Annotated in this window: 12 protein-coding genes; 1 reads left to right on the top strand and 11 read right to left on the bottom strand. The window is 69.2% G+C overall.

What is annotated here, in order from left to right; all coding sequences use genetic code 11:
• Positions 1–3 precede the first annotated feature (3 nt).
• From COA17_RS04990 to COA17_RS04955, 8 genes are all read right to left on the bottom strand, one after another.
• Positions 4–1521 carry an alginate export family protein gene (locus COA17_RS04990; protein ID WP_096610857.1) on the bottom strand — a complete coding sequence of 506 codons (1518 nt, stop codon included), beginning with the start codon at positions 1519–1521 and terminating at the stop codon, positions 4–6.
• A 116-nt stretch (positions 1522–1637) separates the two neighbouring features.
• The gene (locus COA17_RS04985; protein ID WP_066489068.1) at positions 1638–2978 is read right to left on the bottom strand and encodes a dicarboxylate/amino acid:cation symporter; all 1341 of its coding nucleotides are present in this window, start codon (positions 2976–2978) and stop codon (positions 1638–1640) included.
• Between the two features lie 207 nt (positions 2979–3185).
• Positions 3186–3608, bottom strand: coding sequence for a hypothetical protein (locus COA17_RS04980; protein WP_096610474.1), 423 nt, complete (start codon positions 3606–3608; stop codon positions 3186–3188).
• A gap of 26 nt (positions 3609–3634) precedes the next feature.
• Positions 3635–4345, bottom strand: coding sequence for a GDSL-type esterase/lipase family protein (locus COA17_RS04975; RefSeq protein WP_096610472.1), 711 nt, complete (start codon positions 4343–4345; stop codon positions 3635–3637).
• A complete protein-coding gene (locus COA17_RS04970; protein ID WP_176484798.1) occupies positions 4342–5763 on the bottom strand; it encodes a carboxylesterase/lipase family protein in 1422 nt (473 codons plus the stop codon). Before COA17_RS04970 ends, COA17_RS04975 begins: the two co-directional genes overlap by 4 nt.
• Positions 5764–5773: 10 nt before the next feature.
• Positions 5774–9178, bottom strand: coding sequence for a glycosyl hydrolase 2 galactose-binding domain-containing protein (locus tag COA17_RS04965; RefSeq protein ID WP_245857423.1), 3405 nt, complete (start codon positions 9176–9178; stop codon positions 5774–5776).
• Between the two features lie 198 nt (positions 9179–9376).
• Positions 9377–10264 (bottom strand): ROK family protein, encoded by an 888-nt coding sequence (locus COA17_RS04960; protein WP_096610468.1) that lies wholly within the window; start codon positions 10262–10264, stop codon positions 9377–9379.
• Between the two features lie 42 nt (positions 10265–10306).
• Complete coding sequence (locus COA17_RS04955) at positions 10307–11521, bottom strand: ROK family transcriptional regulator (RefSeq protein ID WP_096610466.1); 1215 nt, start codon at positions 11519–11521, stop codon at positions 10307–10309.
• Positions 11522–11606: 85 nt separating this feature from the next.
• On the opposite strand from COA17_RS04955, the gene COA17_RS04950 reads away from it, so the two are divergent.
• Entirely contained in the window at positions 11607–14126 is a 2520-nt protein-coding gene (locus COA17_RS04950; RefSeq protein ID WP_245857421.1) for a glycoside hydrolase family 3 protein, read from the top strand.
• A gap of 48 nt (positions 14127–14174) precedes the next feature.
• Here COA17_RS04950 and COA17_RS04945 read toward each other — a convergent pair whose 3' ends face one another.
• The 3 genes from COA17_RS04945 to COA17_RS04935 form a co-directional block, all read right to left on the bottom strand.
• Positions 14175–15464 (bottom strand): sugar porter family MFS transporter, encoded by a 1290-nt coding sequence (locus COA17_RS04945; protein WP_096610464.1) that lies wholly within the window; start codon positions 15462–15464, stop codon positions 14175–14177.
• Positions 15461–16981 (bottom strand): tryptophan halogenase family protein, encoded by a 1521-nt coding sequence (locus COA17_RS04940; protein ID WP_096610462.1) that lies wholly within the window; start codon positions 16979–16981, stop codon positions 15461–15463. The genes COA17_RS04945 and COA17_RS04940 overlap by 4 nt, the downstream gene beginning before the upstream one ends.
• Before the next feature lie 116 nt (positions 16982–17097).
• Positions 17098–20196 (bottom strand): TonB-dependent receptor, encoded by a 3099-nt coding sequence (locus COA17_RS04935; RefSeq protein WP_245857419.1) that lies wholly within the window; start codon positions 20194–20196, stop codon positions 17098–17100.
• Between the last annotated feature and the right edge of the window lie 164 nt (positions 20197–20360).

The following is a 20360-nucleotide window of genomic DNA, read 5'->3' as shown; positions in this document are numbered from 1 at the left end:
CGATCAGAAGCGGAAGCTCAGCCACCCCGCCAGGAAGTCGGAGCTGCGGAACCCCGCCCGCGTCAGCGACGGCCCCGCGATCAGATGTTCGTACCGCCCGGTGAACGACACCCGCGGCGTGAAGCTCCACACCAGCTGCGCGCGCAGCGTGTCCGCGATCTTGCGGTCGCCGCGGATATTCTGCGTGCCGGCAAAGGGGGTGCCGTTGGCGCGGTACACCGCATCGGTCTCGGTCGCGCGCCACGATGCCTGATATTCCAGCGCCACGCGCATCTTCGGGATCGGGTTGAACGTCACGTTCGGCGCCAGCGCGATCAGGTTCGTCGGCGTCGCGTACAGCTGGTAGCTGTAATAGATGTTGTTGCCGAACGGCGCCAGCGACGTGCGCAGCGTGCCGCCGTCATAGGAACCGCCGCCGCTGGCATAATCGGCGTGGAACCCGATCCGCGGCGCGGTACGCCCCTTGCCCAGGCGATAGCTTTGCGCCGCGAAGATCAGCCAGGCCGAGATGTCCTGGTTGCCAAAACTGCCGCCCTGATGCTGGACGGTGTAATCGACGTTGACCGGCCCGACGTCGCCATACAGGTGCAGGCCGTAGAACATCCGCTCCTCGCGCTGCGTCCGTCCGCCCCACGAGGCGGCATCGTTGCGCAGCCGCCATACGAACGGGTCGAAGAACAGCTTCGATCCGCCGAACCAGTCGCGCGGCACCACGATGCCGGTGGAAATCCCGCTGAACCGCCGCCCGCGATCGATCAGGTCGTCGCCCGTGCCGTTCACGCCCAGTCGCGTGGTGTAGAAATCGAAGGCGTCGGCCCGCACCTTGGTGCCCCGCGCCCACACGCGCGCGCCGTTGAATACGGTGAAGATCGTGTTGTTGTCGCGCGGCACCACCATCAGATTGGGGCCGTCGGCGAACGTCTGGCGCCCGTACCGCACGCCCAGATGAGCGCCGCCGACATCCCCGGTCAGGTCGACGAACGATTGCTGGACGACCAGCGCGTTCTTTAGCTGCGGCAATCGCGTGCCCAGCTCGACACCGGACAGCCCGCCATGCGCCAATTCGCCGAAGAAGCGCAGGTGATCGCCGATGTGCAGGTCGGCAGCGCCGACGATCCGGTTGATGTCCTGCCGCTGCGCGCGCCGGTCGCGCAGGTCGGGATTGGTGATATGGTTCGCGCGCAGGCGGAACTCGCCCGACAGCGTCAGATACGTGTCGCCGTCACCCGCGATCGGGATGAACTTCAGCCGGTCGATCGGATCGTCGCGCTTCTTGGGGTCGCGCAGTTTCGTCCAGTCCTCGGCCCAGCGCGACTGGTTGTACCCCCCGCTGGTCACGCCGTCGCCCATGCCGTCGACCGGATAATCGTTCGCAGTGGGGTTGGCGGCGGCCGTGCTCGGCTGGCCGTCCTTGGGGGGGATCGTCTGCGCGGCGGCGTCGGGTGCCGTGATCGTCGCGCCCGCAACCAGGCACAGCGCCAGGGGGGCGGCGCCGGCCAGGCGGCGCGCCATACGGTTCATCATGGTGAATGCCCTTGATCGTCTTTTTGGTGGAGGCGGCGGGACCGGCGGGCCGTTCGCCCCCCACGTCCCGCCTTTAGCCGAAAGACCTTAATCGCGTCCTTAGAGCGCGTCGGTCATTCCGCCGGGATGGCCTCGGCCGGCAGCTGGTCGACGCGCGGCGCATGGCCGGCCAGCGCGGCATCGAACCGCGACTGGTCCAGCCGGCCTTCCCACCGGGTGACGACCACGGTGGCCACGGCATTGCCGATGAAGTTGGTCAGGCTGCGGCATTCCGACATGAACCGGTCGACGCCCAGGATCAGCGCCATGCCCGCCACCGGCACGCTCGGCACGATCGACAGCGTCGCGGCCAGCGTGATGAAGCCCGCGCCGGTCACGCCCGCCGCGCCCTTCGACGACAGCATCGCCACCGCCAGCAGCAGCAGCTGCTGCCCGATCGACAGCTCCACGCCGGTCGCCTGCGCGATGAACAGCGCCGCCAGCGTCATGTAGATGTTGGTGCCGTCCAGGTTGAACGAATAGCCGGTCGGCACGACCAGCCCGACGATCGACTTCGGGCAGCCGGCGCGTTCCATCTTCTCGATCAGGCTCGGCAGCGCGCTTTCCGACGACGACGTGCCCAGCACCAGCAGCAGTTCGGTCTTCAGATAGGCGATCAGCTTGAAGATCGAGAAACCGCAGGCGCGCGCCACCAGCCCCAGCACCACGATGACGAACAGCAGCGACGTCAGGTAGAAGGTGCCGACCAGCGCCGCCAGGTTCAGCAGCGTGCCGACGCCGTACTTGCCGATCGTGAACGCCATCGCGCCGAATGCGCCGATCGGGGCGGCCTTCATCAGGATCGCGACGACCTTGAACACCGCCAGCGACAGGTCTTCCAGCGCATGGGTGACGCGCGCACCGCGTTCGCCGATCATCGCCAGGCCGATGCCGAACAGGATCGCGACGAACAGCGTCTGCAGAATGTTGCCCTCGCTCAGCCCCGATACGAACGTGTCGGGAATGATGTTGAGCAGGAACCCGGTCAGCGTCGTGTCATGCGCCTTTTCGGCATACTCGGCGATCTTGCTGCCATCCAGCGTCGCCGGGTTGATGTTCATCCCCGCGCCCGGACGGATCACGTTGCCCACCACCATGCCGACCACCAGCGCCAGCGTGGAGAAGGTGAGGAAATAGGCGAAAGCCTTCGCGGCGACGCGGCCGACCGCAGCCAGATCGCGCATCCCGGCGATGCCGGTGACGATCGTCAGGAAGATCACCGGCGCGATGATCATCTTCACCAGCTTGATGAACCCGTCGCCGATCGGCTTCAGCGATTCGCCGACGTGCGGCGCGAAATGACCGATCGCCACACCGGCGATGATCGCGATCAGGACCTGCACGTACAGGTGAGTATACCACGGGCGCACGCCGGCGGGCGCGCTCTCGAAGGCGGGGCTTGGGTGAAGTGCCATGGGCAGGATCCTCTCGTCGTCGGGCCCGGCGCTTCTTCTGTCCGAGTGCGCGGGATCGCATCAGTCTGCCGACGCAGTCCCCCGCCACCAACCCTGTCGCGCGATTTACATCATTCCTGATATATCAATGATATAGCCATGATCGCGCGCGCGGGGCGTGCAGCGATCGACACAGACGATCGGCCACGATGTGCAGAAACCTGCACATCACCCCGCTGCCAGGATTCGCGTGATCTCCTCCTCGGGCAGGCCGAACACGCTCGCCAGTCCCGGCACCGTCGCACCGCGGCGCGCCAGTTCGATGATCCGTCCGTGATCGACGTTGGTCGCGTAATGGCGGGTGTCGCGCACCACGCGCTCCTCGCCGGTGCGCGCCAGTGCGCCCGATGCGCGGCGGCGCGGGCGCGCGTCGCGTTCCTCGCTACGCTCCTCCAGCCGCGCGGCGCGGCGCTGGTCCTCCTCGGCGCGGCGGGCGGCGCGCGCCGCCTCGCGCTCGCGCTGCCCGGCCTCGCGCTGCGCCTGGCGCTCGGCGGTGCGCGCCTCGGCCGCCGCGATTCGTTCCTGCGCGCGCGATGCCGCGCGCTCGCTCGCCGCCCCGGCGGGCCGCCCCCATCCCCGATCGTCCGTCATCCGCGCAGCCTGTATCGCGCGAACCGCTAGACGCCCAGCCGCTTCAGCACCGGTTCCAGCACGCCCGCCATCGCATCGTATCCCGCCGCAGTCGGGTGCACCCCGTCATAGGCAAGGCCCGGCTTCATGCCCCCCTCGGGCGTGGCCAGCACCGGCGTGTAATCGACGAACGTCGCGCCCAGTGCGGGCGCGGTGCGCGCCAGCCAGTTGTTGATGGCGCGGATCGGCGCGACCGTCTCCAGCCCCGGCCGCCACGGAAAGTTCGCCGCCGGCGGCACCGATGCCAGCAGGACGCAGATATGGTTCGCGCGCGCCAGCTGCGCCATCGCGAGCAGATTGTCCTGCGTCTGCGCGATCGTCATCGGCCCGGTATTGCCCGCGATATCGTTCGTCCCGGCCATCAGGTGGAGCACCTTCGGCTTCAGCGCGACGACGTCGGCCATCATCCGGCACAGCATCTGCGGCGTGGTCTGCCCGCCGATCCCGCGATCGACGCGGCCCGCGGTGAAGAACCCCGGCCGCTTGTCGATCCACCCCTGGGTGATCGAGTCGCCCATGAAGACGATGCCGGTGCGCGCGCCCGACGCGATCAGCCGCCGGTTGTCCTCGGCATAGCGCCCCAGCCACGGCCAGTCGGTCTTAAGCCGCGCATCCGCCGCATCGTCCGCCCGCGCCGGAATGGCGGCGGCGACGCCCGCCAGCGCCGCTGCCCCGAACAATCCCCGCCGGTCGATCATAACGTGTCACTCCACTGACAGATGCCGCCCGTCGCCTCGCGGGCCGCGCGTACACCCTGATTGTCGATCTCGATCCGGCTGCCCGCCGCGTCGAACGCCGGCCAGCGCGGCAGCGCGCCGCCATTGGGGTCGCCGGTGCGGATGAAGTTCGCCCAGTAATCCATCACCGCCACCCCGCCGATCGGCTTCCCGCCGTAGATGTAGGGCAGTTCCGCCGAATGGCGGGTCATTCCGCCGTCGTCCGATCCGTCGAAGCGGTACGACCACACCCGCGCACCCCGGCCGGCCAGCAGCCGCGCCAGCCGCTGCGCCGGGCAACCGAAGGTCGCGTCGGTCGCGATCTGCTGGTCGCGGGTGCCGCGCCGCGGATCGGCGGGCGGCGCGGGCCGGTCGAGCCGGTAATAGGCGCGCGCGAGCGGCGCCTTCGCGCCATAGCTCTGCACGATGAACCGGTCGCGCTGCCCCGCGCCGCCGGGCAGGTCCAGTTCGAACGCATTGGTGCCGATCATCACGTCGCGCGCCGGCGCCTCGGCGAGCAGCCGGTCCGGCGCGCGTGGCAGCACCACGCCGTCGATCGTCGTGCGCAGCCAGCGATAATCCTGCCCCGCCAGCAGCGGATCGGCCAGCCGCTCCCCGGCGGCGAACACATCGTCCGCTCCCGCCCGCCGCATCGTCGCGAGCGGCGCGCCCATCCGCTCCGCCGCACCGCGCGACCGCCACGGGATGCCGAACCCCGGCGTCCCGCTGCCCAGGATCGCGCGCGCGAACAGCCCGCGCGCCGCGGGTGCCGCCAGCAACAGCCCGACGTCCTGCGCCCCCGCGCTTTCGCCCGCGATCGTCACCCGCCCGGGATCGCCGCCGAACCGCGCGATATTCGCGCGGACCCAGCGCAGCGCCGCAATCTGGTCCTGCAACGCCCAGTTGCCGCCCGCCACCCCGCGCCGCACCAGGAACCCCAGCGCGCCCAGCCGGTAGCGGACGCCGACCACCACGATCCCGCGGTCGACCAGCGGCCCCGCCGCCATGTCGCCCGGCGAACCGGCATAATTGCCCCCGCCGTGGATCCACACCAGCACCGGCCGCCGCCCGGACAGCGCGGCGGTCCCGACGTCCAGCGTCAGGCAGTCTTCGGCGCGGAACGCATGGTCAGCGCGGTTCCAGCCATGATCCTGCTGGATGCACGCGCGCGCGGGCCGCCGCGCATCGCGCACGCCCCGCCACCGCGCCACCGGCGCGGGCGGCGTCCAGCGGAGTGCGCCCAGCGGCGGCGCGGCGAAGGGGATGCCGCGGAACACGATCCGCTTCCCCTCGGTCAGCCCCCCCTCGGTCACTCCGCGCACCGGTCCGGCGGTGGTGTCGGCCACCTGCGCCGCCGCCGGCGCGGCCCAGAGCAGCGCCGCCGCCGCTACGATCCTCACCGGGCGATCCTCACCGCCCGACCTTCGCCGTCGCCACATTCCACCCGCGCATCGTCACCTCCGGCGCGGCGCTCACCGTGGCGGGGTAGCGGATCGTCACCACCTTGGTCTCGCCGGGCAGCAGCGCGACATAATTGTCGCTGTAGAACGCCGGCAGGATCCGCTCGCCCTTCGCGTCCACCAGCGTCAGCTTGGTGTTCAGCGCCGGCACCTGCCCGCTGTTGGCCAGCGTCACCGTCACCACCCGGTCGGTACCGTCGACTGCGCCGCCCGCCATCCGCGCCGTCAGCGTCGCGGGCGCCAGCGTGTCCAGCGCGCGATACGACGCCGCATCGCGCCCGCGCCAATAGAAGTTTTCGGACAACAGCGTGCCCGCCGCATCGGTCAGCTTCAGGCTGACCAGCACCATCGGATGCGCGGCATACAGGCTTTCCAGCGGCACCGCCGCCAGCGGCGTCGCGCGGTTGGACAGCGCGTCCAGCCGGTCGGTGCGCGTGAACAGCTCGGCATTGTCCAGCCCGACGACGCGCGTGGTCGCGGTCAATCCCTTCAGGTCGCCCTGCGTGGTGTTCAGCACGACCAGCTCGTTCCCCGGCAGGTTCAGCTGAAGATGGACCGGCTCGGCCGCCTTCTTCGCCCCGTAATAGGCCGCGTGCGTGTCATAATCCCACGAATAGATCTGCCAGGCGTTCGACGGCCACGCCGGATGCGTCATCCACAACAGCCGCCCGCTGTTCTTGGTCCACAAATGCCCCAGGAACCCTTCGTACATCGCCTTGTGGGTTTCCAGGTTCATCATCTGCGCCTTGCGCTCGAAATCGGCGAAGTCGCGCCCGGCGCCGAACATCGTGTCCAGCGTCTGCATGAACGTCTTCGTGTCGCCGTTCCCGCCGAAATGCCAGTCGTGATACGCCAGCACATCACCCAGCGGCCAGCGATCGCCCTTGGGCACGTAACTGGCGATCGATTCGGCGGTCGACAGCGACGGCGTGCCCGTCTCGACCGAAAAGCCGGTCGCCAGATCGGTGAAATAACCCACCGGCGGGCGGTAGTTGTATGGGCCGGACCCCTGAAGGTTGATGACGTTGCTGCTGCCGGTGAACCACCGCGTGCCGTCCAGTTCGAACACCGCGTCGTCCAGCCCCTCGTTCAGCGTCGGGTACGGCACGCCCTCGTTGCGGCCGAACCACAGGATGATCGACGGATGGTTGCGATAGCGCGCGATCGTGTCGCGCGCATTGGCCAGGAACAGCGCGGCATCGTCCGGCTCGATCTGGAAATTCTGCGTCGATTGCCAGAAGTCGTTCAGCACCATCATGCCGTTCTCGTCGGCAAGATCGTAGAATTCCTCCTCGGTATTGGTGCCCATCCAGTTGCGGATGACGTTCATGTGCGCCTCCTTCTGGAGGCGGAAATACGGCGCCAGCCGGTCGTAGCTGATGCGCTTCATCGCATCGTCCATGCCCCAGTTGCCGCCGCGCGCGGCGATCCGCACGCCGTTGACGCGGATCGTCAGATGCGGCTCGGGCAGCGTCTCGGTGATCGGCGTCACCGCCGCCGACGTCTCGCCCGCCGGGGTCAGCGACTCGGCCCAGCCGGTCGGCGACTGCTTGATCGCGGCATGGCGCACGTCGATCAGCTTCTGCCCCGCCAGCGCACCGTTGGTGGTCTGCACGTTGACGCGGCGCAGCGCGCCCTTGGCGTCGAACAGCGACAGGTCGTAGCTCACCTCGCGGATGCCGAACCGCCCGCTCTTCACGTCGGACACGCCGCCCGCATCGCGCACCTGATAGGTGGCATGATACAGATGCGCATCGCCATAGCCGTTGGGCCACCACAAGACCGGGTTGGCGACCTTCAGCTGCGCGAATTCCGCAGGGGTGAAGCGCACTTCGCTGCGGCCCGCCGGGGCGGTGACCTGCTTGGTCGCCTCGACGCCCTCGAACGCCACTTTCACCGTCACCGGCGCCGCGGCACCGTCATTCTCGATCGGCACGGTGACATAGACGTCGGCCACGTCGGTGCGCGGCAGCGGCAGGTCGGTGACGACATGCGGGTCGAGGATGCGGACGTTGCCGTGCGCCACCAGCTCCACCGGGCGCCACAGCCCGGTGTTGCGGTCGCGAATGCCGGGGATCCAGTCCCACCCCTCGGTCGCGACGAAGGTCGGGCCGTCGATCGCCAGCTGCCCGCCGTTCTCGCCGACGCCCGCCTTGACGGATTGTTCGTGCGGGATGCCGGGGTGCGGCGGCGGCGACACCTTCACCGCGATGACGTTCTCGCCCGCGACCGGCATGTAATCGAACTGCCCGCGGATGAACGCGCCGCGCGTCGTGCCCAGCTTCTGCCCGTTCGCCCATACCTCGGCGGCATAATTGATGCCGCCGAACACCAGGGTCAGCTTCCGCCCGGCGGCCTCGGTCGGCACGGTGAAGCTGGTGCGATACCAGTAATCCTGCCGCGCCAGGCTTTCGGGGATCTTCAGGTTGTTCAGCCCGTAATAGGGATCGGGATAGACGCCGCGATCGACCAGCGTCTGCAACACCGTGCCCGGCACCGTCGCCGCGCGCCACGTGCCGCTCGCCCGGCCCGGCCGCGACAGCGTGGCGCCGTCGCCCGACACCTCGGGCGCGGCGGCCAGTTGCCAGCCATTGATCTGCCACCGCCCCGCCGCGGTCGGCTGCACCGCCGGCGCGGTCGGCAGCGGCTTGGCCACCGGCGCGCTATAAGCGGCATCGCCGTTCGACTGCGGCAGCGTCCAGGCGTCCTGCTGCTGCGTCATGCCGATATTGGCGCTCTTCTGGAACAGCCACCCCTGCCCGACCTGCCACAGCTGGACGTTGGCGAAATCGGGCCGCGCGCGCACCGATGCCGTCACCTGCTGCGCGGTCAGCGCGTCGTCGTGCAGCGTCGCGCCCACCAGCGTCCCGCCGAAATGCACCGCCCCCGGCAGCGCGCGCGCGACATGCAGCGTCGCCATCGTCCGCGTCGATGCCAGTGCCGTTTGCGCCACGCGCCGGCCGTCGACGTACAGCGTCCCGCGCGTGCCGTCCGACGATGCGGTCACCTGCGTCCAGCGACCGGGGGTCAGCACCGGGCCGGCGATCGTCGCCGCGCCGTCGCGCCACGTCAGCCGCCCGTCCTTTAGCGTCAGCGCGCGCGCCTCGCCCAGCGCGATCAGCGGCACGTCGCCCGCCTGCCGCGCATCGGCCTTGATCCAGACGGAGAAGCTGTACGGCGCGCCCGCCGCGGCCACCCGCTCGTCGCCGCCGATCGCGCGCTCGATCCCGATCCCGCCGGGAAGGAATTCGGCGTTGTACGGACCGCCATTGGCGGGCACCTCGGCGCCTGCCGGCCCCGCCATCACCACTGCCGCTGCCAGCAACAGCGCCGCTTTCCTGCTCCAACCCGTCACGCGATCCTCCCGTTCGCCGCGCCCGTCGTGCCGGGGCGGCGTTTGCCGATTAATGCCATCATCTTTTATTATTGGGCAAGCCGGAAGTGCGCTCGCACCTTCCCGGACGCATCCGATAGCGTGCGAAACGCGGTTCGAACCGTTCCGAACCGCGTTTCGATACCGCTTTTGCCCGTCGCGACTCGCGTCGCGACACGCCTAATCCAACGATTCCAGCGCCAGTGCGATCGGTCCCAGCGGCCCTGCAGCGGTGCCCAACCCCGGTTCGACGATGTAATCGCGCGCCGGCAGCACCAGATAATCGCCCACCAGCGCCCTCACCCGCGCGTCGATCCGCGCGATCAACTCGGGCCGTTGCGCGATCACCCCGCCCCCCATCAGCACGCGGCGCGGCGCGTTCGTACACGCCAGCGCCTGGATCATCTGCGCCAGCGCGTCCGCGACCAGCGCCCAGGCCGGATCGTCGGCGGCGATTTCCTCGCCCGGCCGCCCGCATCGCGCCGCGATCGCCGGCCCCGCGGCCAGCCCTTCGACGCAATCACCGTGATACGGACACGCCCCCGCGAACGTATCGCCGGGCACGCGCGCCACCCGCATATGCCCCGCCTCGCAATGCCCCAGCCCGCGCGTCGGCGCACCGTTGACGATCGATCCCACGCCCACCCCGGTCCCGACCGTGACATAGGCGAAGTCCGCCAGCCCACGCGCCGCGCCCCAGCGCCGCTCCGCCATCGCCGCGCCGTTGACGTCGGTATCGAACGCCACCGGCACTGGATAGCGCGCCGCCAGCGGCGGCATTACCGGCGTGTTTCGCCACCCCGGCTTGGCGGTGGCGGTGATATGGCCGTAATCGGGGGCGGCCGGGTCAAGCTGCACCGGCCCGAACGACGCGATGCCCAGCGCGTCGAAACCGCCGTCCTGCCACCATCCGTCCAGCACCGCGGCGATCGCCCCGATCGCGGCATCGGGCTCGTTGCCGGTGCGCACCGTCTCCTGCGCGACGATATCGCCCGCCGGAGTCGCCAGCACGACGACGCATTTCGTGCCCCCCAGTTCGACGCCAGCGATCCGCCCGGCCTGCGCCATGTCCCTTGTCCCCCGAATGATGGTGATGATGATCTGGCGGCGTCAGCGCAGCGCCGACACGCGCCGTTCCGCCTTGCTGTCGGCGGGCAGCAACAGGTCCCCGAACGACAGCAGCGCCGCGCCCACCGCGGGCGAATCCTCCGCCAGCGCGGCGGCCTGCACCGGCGCCAGCGCGGGCGCGTGGCGCCCTGCCAGCCGCACCAGCGTGTTGGTACGCTGCGCCAGTTCGTCGACCAGCGCCATCGGCAGCCGCCCGCCGATCAGCACCGCGCCCGGGTTCAGCAGGCAACTGACCGCGATGATCGGCTCGACCAGCGCCTGCGCCGCGCGCGCGACCCATTCGTGCGCCACCGCGGCGACGCGCGCGTTGCGCATGTCGGGCTGCCGCACGCTGACGTCGCTCAGGCCCGCCTCCACGAACGCGCGAGACAGCCCGGCCAGCGACACGATGTTCTGCAACTGCGTGCGCCCGCCATAGCCGTCGTCCACGGTCAGGAAGCCGATCTCCCCGCTGCGCCCGTTCGCACCGCGATCGTACAGCGAATTGACCACCACGCCCCCGCCCAGCCCGAACGCGACCAGCAGGTAGAAGAAGCTGGCATGGTGCTGCCCCATGCCGAACTGCATCTCGCCGATCGCGGCGGCGGCGGCGTCATTCTCCACGGTGACCGGCACCGCCAGCGGCTCGGCCAGCAGCGCGGCCAGGTCGGTGCGGCTCCATATGTCGTAATCGGCGGGGCGCCCCGGCAGGTTCACCGCCCCCAGATCGTCGGGCAGCGCGACGCCGATCCCGCTGACCGCCGCGCCCTCGATCCCCGCCTCCTCCAGCAGCCCGCCGACATGGCCGCGGTAGAATGCCTGGACGTCGTCCGGCATTGGGAACGTCATTTCGCGGCTGATCCGCGCGCGCACCGCGCCGCCGAAATCGACCGCCACCATGGTCAGGTGATCGCGGTCGATGTTGATGCCGATCGAAAAGGCGCCGCCCGGACTGACAACCAGCCGCATCGCCGGCTGCCCACGCCCGCCGCGCCGCTGCCCGGCGGGCTGGAGCAGCCCGTCCTCCAGCAATCGGTTGGTGATGTTCGATACCGTCGCCGGGGTCAGCCCGGTGACCTGCGCGATATCGGCGCGCGTCGCCGCCCCCGCCACGCGGATGGCATGCAGCACCACGCGCTGGTTATGCTGACCGGCATGCTCGATGTTGGCACCCGCCAACCGCGGCCGGTAGCTAGGTGTGTCGCCCCCGCTCTCCATTCCAACGCAATGTACGGCATGGACAGAATATATCAATCGTTTTACGATTTTCCCGAAACGACTGAATTTGCGACGGGAGAATGGGATGCGATCGACGGGCTGGCTGCTGGCGGGGGCGATCGCGCTCACCGCGACGACGATGCCGGTCGCGGCGCAGGACCGCGCCGCGGATACGCGGACGCCCGATACGTTGGGCAGCGACACCGTCCACCCCGCCGACTGGCCCTCGCCGCGCTGGCCCTATCCGCGCGATCCCGCGATCGAACAGCGCGTCGCCGACATCCTGAAGCGGATGACGGTGGAGGAAAAGGTCGCGCAGGTGATCCAGCCCGACATCGCGCACGTCACCCCCGCCGATATGCGCCGCTATCATTTCGGCTCGATCCTCAACGGCGGCAATTCGGCGCCCAACAACGACGAGTTCGCCCCAGCGCCGGAATGGCTGAAGCTGGCGGATGCCTTCTACGACGCCTCGGTCGATCGGTCGAACGGCGGCGTGGGGGTGCCGATGATCTGGGGGACCGATGCGGTCCATGGCCATTCGAACATCGTCGGCGCCACGCTGTTTCCGCACAATATCGGTCTGGGCGCGATGCGCGATCCCGCGCTGATCCAGCGCATCGGCGCAGCGACCGCGCAGGAAATCCGCGCGACCGGCATGGAATGGACCTTCGCGCCCACCGTCACGGTGCCGCAGGACTATCGCTGGGGCCGCGCCTATGAAGGCTATTCGTCCGATCCCGCGCTGGTCGCCTCCTATGTCGGTGCGATGATCCGCGGGTTGCAGGGCGAACCGGGCAAGGAAGCGGTGCTGAAGGGGCCGCACGTCATCGCGAGCACCAAGCATTTCCTGGCCGATGGCGGGACGAAGAACGGCGTCGACCAGGGCGATGCGCAGATCGACGAGGCAACGCTGCGCCGCATTCATGGCGCCCCCTACGTTCCCGCGATCGAGAATGGCGTCGAAACGGTGATGGCCAGCTTTTCCAGCTGGAACGGGCGCAAGCTGACCGGGCACAAGGGGCTGCTGACCGATGTGCTCAAGAACCGGATGAACTTCGGCGGGCTGGTCGTGTCGGACTGGAACGCGCACGGCCAGGTCGCGGGCTGCACCAATGCCAGCTGCCCGACCGCGCTGCTCGCCGGGATCGACCTGTATATGGCGCCGGACAGCTGGAAGCCGCTCTACGCCTCGCTCCTGTCGCAGGTGACATCGGGGCAGGTGCCGATGGCGCGGCTCGACGATGCGGTGTCGCGCATCTTGCGGGTGAAGGCGCGGATGGGCCTGTTCGAGGCGGGGCGCCCATCGTCGCGCCCGCTGTCGGGGCAGTTCGACCTGCTCGGCAGCCCCGCGCACCGCGCGATCGCGCGCGAGGCGGTGGCCAAGTCGCTGGTGCTGCTCAAGCAACAGGGGAGCGTCCTGCCGATCCGTCCCGGTGCCAAGGTGTTGGTGGCCGGCGACGGCGCCGACGATATAGCGCGCCAGTCCGGCGGCTGGACGCTGACGTGGCAGGGCACCGGCCTCGACAATGCGCGCTTCCCCGGCGCAACCTCGATCTGGAAGGGGCTGAACGACGCGGTCACCGCGGCGGGCGGCACCGCCACCCTGTCGCCGGAAGGCAGCTTCACCGCGAAGCCCGACGTCGCGATCGTCGTGTTCGGCGAGACGCCCTATGCCGAATTCCAGGGCGACGTGAAGGCGCTGCAACTCGCCCCCGAGCTGCGCCGCCCGTGGGACACGATGCGCGCGCTGAAGGCGAAGGGCGTGCCGGTCGTCGCGCTGATGATCACCGGGCGGCCGCTGTACGTGAACCCGGCGCTCAACCTCGCCGATGCCTTCGTCGTCGCATGGCTGCCGGGGTCGGAAGGCGGCGGGATCGCCGACGTGCTGGTCGCCGGGCGCGACGGCAAGGCGCCGCGCGGCTTCACCGGCACGCTGCCCACCGCCTGGCCGGTCAGCGCCGCGCCGGGCGCGCCCACGCTGTTCCCGTTCGGCTACGGCCTGACGGGCGCGGCGGCGTGGAAGACGCTGCCCGAAAATGCCGGGGTCGCGGACACCGCGACGGAGGGCGTGTACCTCGACCGCGGCGCACCCGGGACCGGCGGATCGCTGACCGTCGCCGACGCCGACGGCACGTCGCCCGCGCGCATCACCACCCTGCCCGCGCGCGCGGCGGGGGGCGCGGTCACCGTGTCGGCCACCGACCATGTCGTGCAGGAAGGCGCGCGCCGCTTCACGGTCACCGGCCGCGGCGCGACGATTGCGGTCGAGCCGCAGGCGCCGCTCGACATTACCCGCCAGTCGAACGGCGATGTCCTGCTGGTGACGACGGTGCGCCGCGATACCGCGCTGGCGGGCACCGCGACGATCGGGATGCGCACCGGCGATCGCCTCGCCACGCTGCCGCTGCCGCAGCTGGCCGCGCTGCCGCTGGGTCAGTGGAAGACGCTGGCAGTGCCGCTCAAATGCTTCGCGGGCGCCGGCGCCGATCTGGCGAAGGTCAATGCGCCGTTCGTCCTGACGCTCGGCGGTACGGGCACGATCAGCCTGTCGCGCGTCGCGCTCGGCATGGTCGCCGACCAGACGGTCGCCTGCGCGAAGTGAACGGCCGACGGGCCGCCCCGGCAATAGCCTGGACGGCCCGGCACGGCGTCACCGCGCCAGATCGGCGCTGATCGCCTCCAGATCGCGCCCGCGGGTTTCGGGGAACAGCCGCCACACCAGCGCCGCCTGCGCCAGCATCGCCGCGGCGAAGAACCAGAACGGCAGCGCCCGGTCCCAGTCCGCCACCAGCGGGAAGGCGAACGACAGCACCGCGTTGGCGACCCAGTGCGTCGCGCTGCCGATCGATTGCCCACGCGCCCGAACATCGGTGGGGAAGATCTCGCTGAGGTACACCCAGATCACCGCCCCCTGCGACATCGCGAAGGCGACGATGAACAGGATCAGCAACGGCAGCAGCCACGCCGCCGGTGCGGCCCCGGCATAGACCAATGCGACCCCGGCGAGCGCCAGCGCGGTCACCATGCCGCCGCCGATCAGCAGGGGCTTGCGCCCCACGCGGTCGATGATCGCCATGCCCGTGACCGTTGCGACCAGATTGGCCGCACCGATCGCGATCGCCTGCATGTCGCCCGACACGCCGTGGAAGCCGGCGGCGGCGAAGATATCGTTCAAATAATAGAGGATCGCATTGATCCCCGACAGCTGGTTGAACAGCCCGATCGCGATCGCCAGCAGGATCGGCATCCGGTGGATGCGCCAGTCGAGCCGCCCGGTCCCGCCGCTTTCCACCACCGGCACCGCCGCCAGCCCCAGTCGCGCCGCCGCCGCCTGCGCCTCGACGTCGCGTCCGCGCGCGGTCAGCCAGCGCGGGCTTTGCGGCAACCCGGTCAGCAGCAGCAGGAACAGCCCCGCCGGCACCGCGGCCACGCCCAGTTTCCACCGCCACGCGATATCCGCGGGCACCGCCTGCGCCACCAGGTAATTGCTGAGGTACGCCACCAGGATGCCGGCGACGATGTTAAACTGGAACAGACCGACCAGCAGCCCGCGGCGCTGCGGCGGGCTGATCTCCGCGATATAGACCGGCACCAGCACCGACGACGCGCCGATCGCCAGCCCGCCCAGCACGCGGAACGCGACGAACGCCGGCAGCGACGTCGCCACCGCGCACCCCACCGCCGATATGACATACAACAGCCCGACGACGCGCAGCACCGCCAGACTGCCCCAGCGGTCGCCCGGTGGCCCGCTGAACAGCGCCCCCGCCAGCGTCCCCCACAAGGCGGCGGACACCGCCGCGCCCAGCCCTGCCGACGACAGCGCATATTCGTGGCGCAGCGCGTCGGTCACACCGGAGATCACCGCGGTGTCGAACCCGAACAGCAATCCGCCGAGGCTCATCGCCACGACGGCGCGCGTGTGCGTCGCGCGGCTCATGCGCCGACCGTCCGCGCCAGGAACGCATCATGCGGCTCGGCATGACCCAGCGTCCCCGCGATCGCCGCGCGCATCCGCGACAGGCTGTCGGCCAGATCGCGCTCGCTCACCTGATCGGCCAGCGGCGAATGCCGCGCGGGCAGATCGTCGAACCCGGCGTACATGCTCAGCCAGCTCGGGTCCTGGAACGTATCCCATTCGTTGCGCACAAACTCTCCCCCTGCCCGCCATGCGTCGAGCTTGATCTGCAATCCCTCGGTTGGCGCAAGCGCGCGCATCCGGTCCCAGAACGGCTCGCCGACGCGGCGGTTCGACCAGTAATGCAGCAGCAGGAAATCGCGCAGCCGCTCGAACTCCAGCACCGATTGCCGATTGTACGTTGCCGCCAGCCGCGGATCGACATCCTTGTCGGGGAACAGCGCGACGAATCGCTCCAGCCCCGACTGGATCAGCGAGATGCTGGTCGATTCCAGCGGTTCGAGGAAACCCGACGCCAGCCCCAGCGCAACGACATTCTTCTCCCAGAAACGCGCGCGATGCCCGGTGGTGAAGCGCAACCGGTTGGGCGCCGCCAGCGGCTCGCCCTCCAGCGAGGCAAGCAATGCGCGCTCGGCCGCGTCGTCGTCGACATGATCGGAGCAATAGACATAGCCGTTGCCCACGCGGTGGCGCAGCGGGATGCGCCATTGCCACCCGGCCGCTCGCGCGGTCGCGACCGTGAACGGCGTCGTCGGCCCGTCCGCCGCGGCGCACGGAATCGCGATCGCGCGGTCGCACGGCAGCCAGTGTCGCCAGTCGACATAGGGAACGCCCAGCGCCTCGCCCAGCAACAGGCTGCGGAACCCCGAACAGTCGATCCACAGGTCGCCCGCCACACGCCGCCCATCGTCCAGCGTCACCGCCGCGACGCGCCCGTCGTCGCCGTCGCGCTCGACCGCGTCGATCCGCGCGTCGATGTGGCGCACGTTGTTGGCCACCGCCAGCCGCCGCAGCAGCGCAGCGAACTTCGACGCATCGAAATGCACCGCAAAGTTGAACACGCCCAAATCGTTTGCCGGGCGGTCGGACGGCGGCAGGAACAGCCCCCGCTCCGCCAGTTGCGTCGCCAGGCAATAATCGGACAGCGGCGTCGCATCCCCCGCCGCGCGCATCTTCAGCCAGTAATGGTGGAACGCGACCCCGCGCGCGGCGACGCCGTACAGGCCGAACGGGTGGAAGAAGCGATGCCCTTCCCGCTTCCATCCGTCGAAGCGGATGCCGTATTTGATCGTGCCGCCGGTCTCGCGCAGCACCTCCGGCTCGCCCAGTTCGATCGCCGCCAGGAAGTCGCGGATCGCGGGCACGGTCGCCTCGCCCACGCCGACCGTCCCGATTGCGGCGCTTTCGATGACGGTGATGTCCGGGCGCAGATGCCCCAGCCGCCGCGCCAGATAGGTCGCCGCCATCCACCCCGCGGTGCCCCCGCCCACGATCACGATCGACCGCACCGGCCCGTCCATCGCCGCCTCCCCCGTCATGTCCCGCCTATCCGTTGCGCCTGTCTACGCCGATCCGCCTGCCCGCCACACGAAAAAGCCGCCGCACATGCACGTGGCATATGCGGCGGCCAGTCGGGGTCGGGGGACCGACTCGATCAGAACTTGGCGCGCACGCCCGCGATGAAGCGGCGCTCGTAGATGTTCTCGTTGAACACCTGGTCCGGCCACGTCAGATAGTAACGCTCCGTCTCCGCGGTCAGGTTGGACGCCTGGCCGTAGATCGTGAAGTTGGGCGTCACGTCATAGGAAAGCGACGCATCCAGATAGTTGGTCGGCTGCTGATACTGCGCCAGCCCGGAAATGCCGCCATAGTTGGACGACACCAGCCGCTTCGAACGATAGTTGTACGCGACGCGCGCCTGGAACCCATATTGTTCGTACCACAGCGCGGCGTTCACCTGGTGCTTCGAATTGTCCTGGAACGGCATCTTGTTGCCGGCCAGATCGACGCCGCCGGCATCGCCCAGCGACAGCGTGTAGTTGGCGTCGACACCGAACCCGCCGAGGAAGCCGTTGACGCCATAGTCGCGCAGCGACTGGCGCGCCGACGCCTCGATTCCCTTCAGCGTGCCGCCTTCGCCCTGCGCCAGCGTGTTGGTCACCACCGGGCGGCGAATCACGCCGTCATTGTCGGGGATGTCGTTGCGCAACTCGGTGCTGTTGGTGATGAAGCTGTCCACCGCCAGATAGAAGGCGCCGATCGCCACCAGGCTCGACCGCCCGGTGTAATATTCCAGGCTGGCTTCCGCGTTGGTCGACCGCCACGGGTTCAGGTTCGGATTGCCGCGCGAATCCGCGGTCCGCGCCTCGAACCGCGCCGGGTTCACCTGCGTGTTGATGGCGTAGTTGACGTTCAGGCCACCGCCCCACTGCAGGAAGTCGAGCACCGTCATCGTCTTCGAGAAGGCGGCGCGGGCGCGCAACTTGTCGGTGACGTCGAAGGCGATGTTGATCGACGGCAGGAAGTCGGTGAACTGACGCTTGGTCACCACGTCGCCGGCGTCGACACCCGACACGCCGTACGGCTGCGGCGCGCCGACGATGTTCTGGCGCACGTTCAGGCGGGTGTTGACCACCTGCAGGCCGCCGTTGGCGCGGAATGCCATGCCCAGCAGCTCGCCCTCACCTGAAACCTGGCCGTAGCCGGAGATCTGGCGGACGTTGACGGTGAACGAATCGGCCGGGTTCACCAGGTTCTGGCTGCCCGGGTAGAATTTGTTCTGCCACGCCTCGCTGTCGTCCATCGCCTTGGGATCGAGCGCCCACAGCGCCGGCGAGCCGGCGGCCGGCAGGCCGTATTGCTTCATCAGCCCGGCGAAGATCTGGTCGTTGCCCTGCCGCGTCAGGCCGGCGGTATAGGCATTGCCCTGCGCATCCAGCACCGCGCACTTGCCGTCGTTCAGGTTGACGTCGAACGCCTTCCACTTGACCAGGCAGCCCGCCGCCGGGTTGGCGGCATTGTCGCGATTGCCGGCGTAGAAGGGCGAAACGCGGTCGAACGTGAACTGGTCGACGCTACGCTCGCTGTAACGCCCGCCGAAGTTCAGGCGGACCTGATCGTTGGCCTGCCATTCGGCATCGCCGCGCAGCGCCCAGATATCGCCGTTCTGATACTGGTTGCCCTCCGACGAGATCGTCTTCAGGCCATAGCGCGACACGTCGGCCGCCTGCGCCAGGAACGCGGGCGAGAAGCCGAACGCCGGCGCGCCGCTCGAATAGTCGATCGTCGCGGTCTGGCTGTAGATTTGGTAGCCGGTCGGGTTGAACGTGCGGTCGCCGCCGATCGATGCCGGATAATTGCCGACGCCGTTATACGCCCACTGCCGCCCGTTGGTCAGGCTGAACTGGGTATAGGCCTGGTCCCGGTTGCGCTTGGCCTTGCCATAGATGCCGCGAACGGTCGCCTTGAACGTGTCGCTGGGCTTCCAGTCGAGCTGCAGGTTGTAGTTCTGCGACTCGCTCTTGGTGCGGAACGTCTCCGAATAGCTGTCGAAGCTCGGCAGGCTGTAGGTGTACTGCTGGACGGTGTTGATGTGATAGCCGTTGCTGTCGATCGCGCCGGTATCGCGCGACTTGGTCGGCAGGAACGGCGAGGACAGCCAGTCGACGTTCTGGAACTGGAAGCCGGCGGTGCGGTCGTACTGCGTCTGGCGGGTGTAGAAGCCGTCCGCGGTCAGCCGCAGCGCGTCGTTCAGCTCGATCTGCAGCGAGGCGTTGGCGCCGAACCGCTGGCGGCTGGTGATGCGGTTCCAGGCGGTGTGCGACTGCGGGGTGATGAACGAATCGTTCGCATCTCCGTCGCCGTTGACGTCGTAGCCGATGATCGTGCCCGCGCTGTTGCGGACCGGCGCACCGCGGCTGACGCCGTTGTTGCCGACCGCAAACGCACCCGGATTGGTGGCGCTGCCGCCTTCGTTGTTCAGCGCGACGCCATAATCCTGCAGCCCGCGGAAGCTGTTGGCCAGCGTCAGGTCGCTGTACGCGGCCGACGCCAGGAAGCCGATCCGCTCGCCGTGATAGGCGATCAGGCCGTTGGCAGACGGGTTCCAGTCCTTGGTCTTGTCGCCATACTGGCCCTCGACCGCGGCCGACATCGTCAGCCCGCGCTTCAGGTCGAACGGACGGCGCGTCAGCAGGTCGACGGTGCCCGACAGGCCCGCCTGCTGGAGCGAGGCGGTCGGCGACTTGAACACCGTCGCGCCGGAGAACAGCTGCGACGGAATGTCGGTGAAGTTCGGCTGCACCGAGGTGACCGAGTTGGCGCCCAGGAACTGTTCGCCGTTCAGCAGCGTCGTCACCTGCGGCAGGCCGCGGATGTTGACCGCGGCGCCCTCGCCCGCGTCACGGCGGATCTGCACGCCCGGGATACGCTGGAGCGAATCGGAGATGGTGACGTCGGGCAGCTTGCCGATGTCCTGCGCGCTGATCGCCTCGACCACGCTGTCGGCGTTGCGCTTCACCTCGATCGCGCGCGCCTGCGACGCGCGGATGCCGGTGATGACGATTTCCCCCTCCGCATCGGCGGACTGGCTGGGCGCGGCGGTCGCGTCCTGCGGCGTGGCGTTCACGTCGGGCGTGTTGCCGACCGGCGTCTGCGCCAGCGCGGCACCCGGCAGCGCGACCAGACCCATCGCCATCGTCGAGGCAGCGCCCATCAGCATCGCGCGAACCAACGGCTTCGAACCGTAACGCATGTCATCCTCCCCTGTTTTCAACCTGCGGGACGCCCTATCGCCCTCGCTGTTCTGCAATCAATTTGATTTAATCATTCGAACGACGGATTCTGTCAAGCGTGACGAATTCGTCACACATTCCGGAGCAGCGCAAGTGGGAACGTTCCCACGTTCGCTATACAGGG

This window comes from Sphingomonas ginsenosidimutans (assembly GCF_002374835.1).
In the GTDB taxonomy this organism is placed as follows: Bacteria; Pseudomonadota; Alphaproteobacteria; order Sphingomonadales; family Sphingomonadaceae; genus Sphingomonas; species Sphingomonas ginsenosidimutans.
The sequence above is the reverse complement of the archived record's forward strand: the minus strand, read 5'-3'. Positions and strand labels throughout refer to the sequence as shown.

Coding starts and splice junctions, on each gene's coding strand:
- COA17_RS04990 (WP_096610857.1), bottom strand. CDS start 1,521: ATGAACCGTATGGCGCGCCGCCTGGCCGGCGCCGCCCCCCTGGCGCTG.
- COA17_RS04985 (WP_066489068.1), bottom strand. CDS start 2,978: ATGGCACTTCACCCAAGCCCCGCCTTCGAGAGCGCGCCCGCCGGCGTG.
- COA17_RS04980 (WP_096610474.1), bottom strand. CDS start 3,608: ATGACGGACGATCGGGGATGGGGGCGGCCCGCCGGGGCGGCGAGCGAG.
- COA17_RS04975 (WP_096610472.1), bottom strand. CDS start 4,345: ATGATCGACCGGCGGGGATTGTTCGGGGCAGCGGCGCTGGCGGGCGTC.
- COA17_RS04960 (WP_096610468.1), bottom strand. CDS start 10,264: ATGGCGCAGGCCGGGCGGATCGCTGGCGTCGAACTGGGGGGCACGAAA.
- COA17_RS04955 (WP_096610466.1), bottom strand. CDS start 11,521: ATGGAGAGCGGGGGCGACACACCTAGCTACCGGCCGCGGTTGGCGGGT.
- COA17_RS04950 (WP_245857421.1), top strand. CDS start 11,607: ATGCGATCGACGGGCTGGCTGCTGGCGGGGGCGATCGCGCTCACCGCG.
- COA17_RS04945 (WP_096610464.1), bottom strand. CDS start 15,464: ATGAGCCGCGCGACGCACACGCGCGCCGTCGTGGCGATGAGCCTCGGC.
- COA17_RS04940 (WP_096610462.1), bottom strand. CDS start 16,981: ATGACGGGGGAGGCGGCGATGGACGGGCCGGTGCGGTCGATCGTGATC.
- COA17_RS04935 (WP_245857419.1), bottom strand. CDS start 20,196: ATGCGTTACGGTTCGAAGCCGTTGGTTCGCGCGATGCTGATGGGCGCT.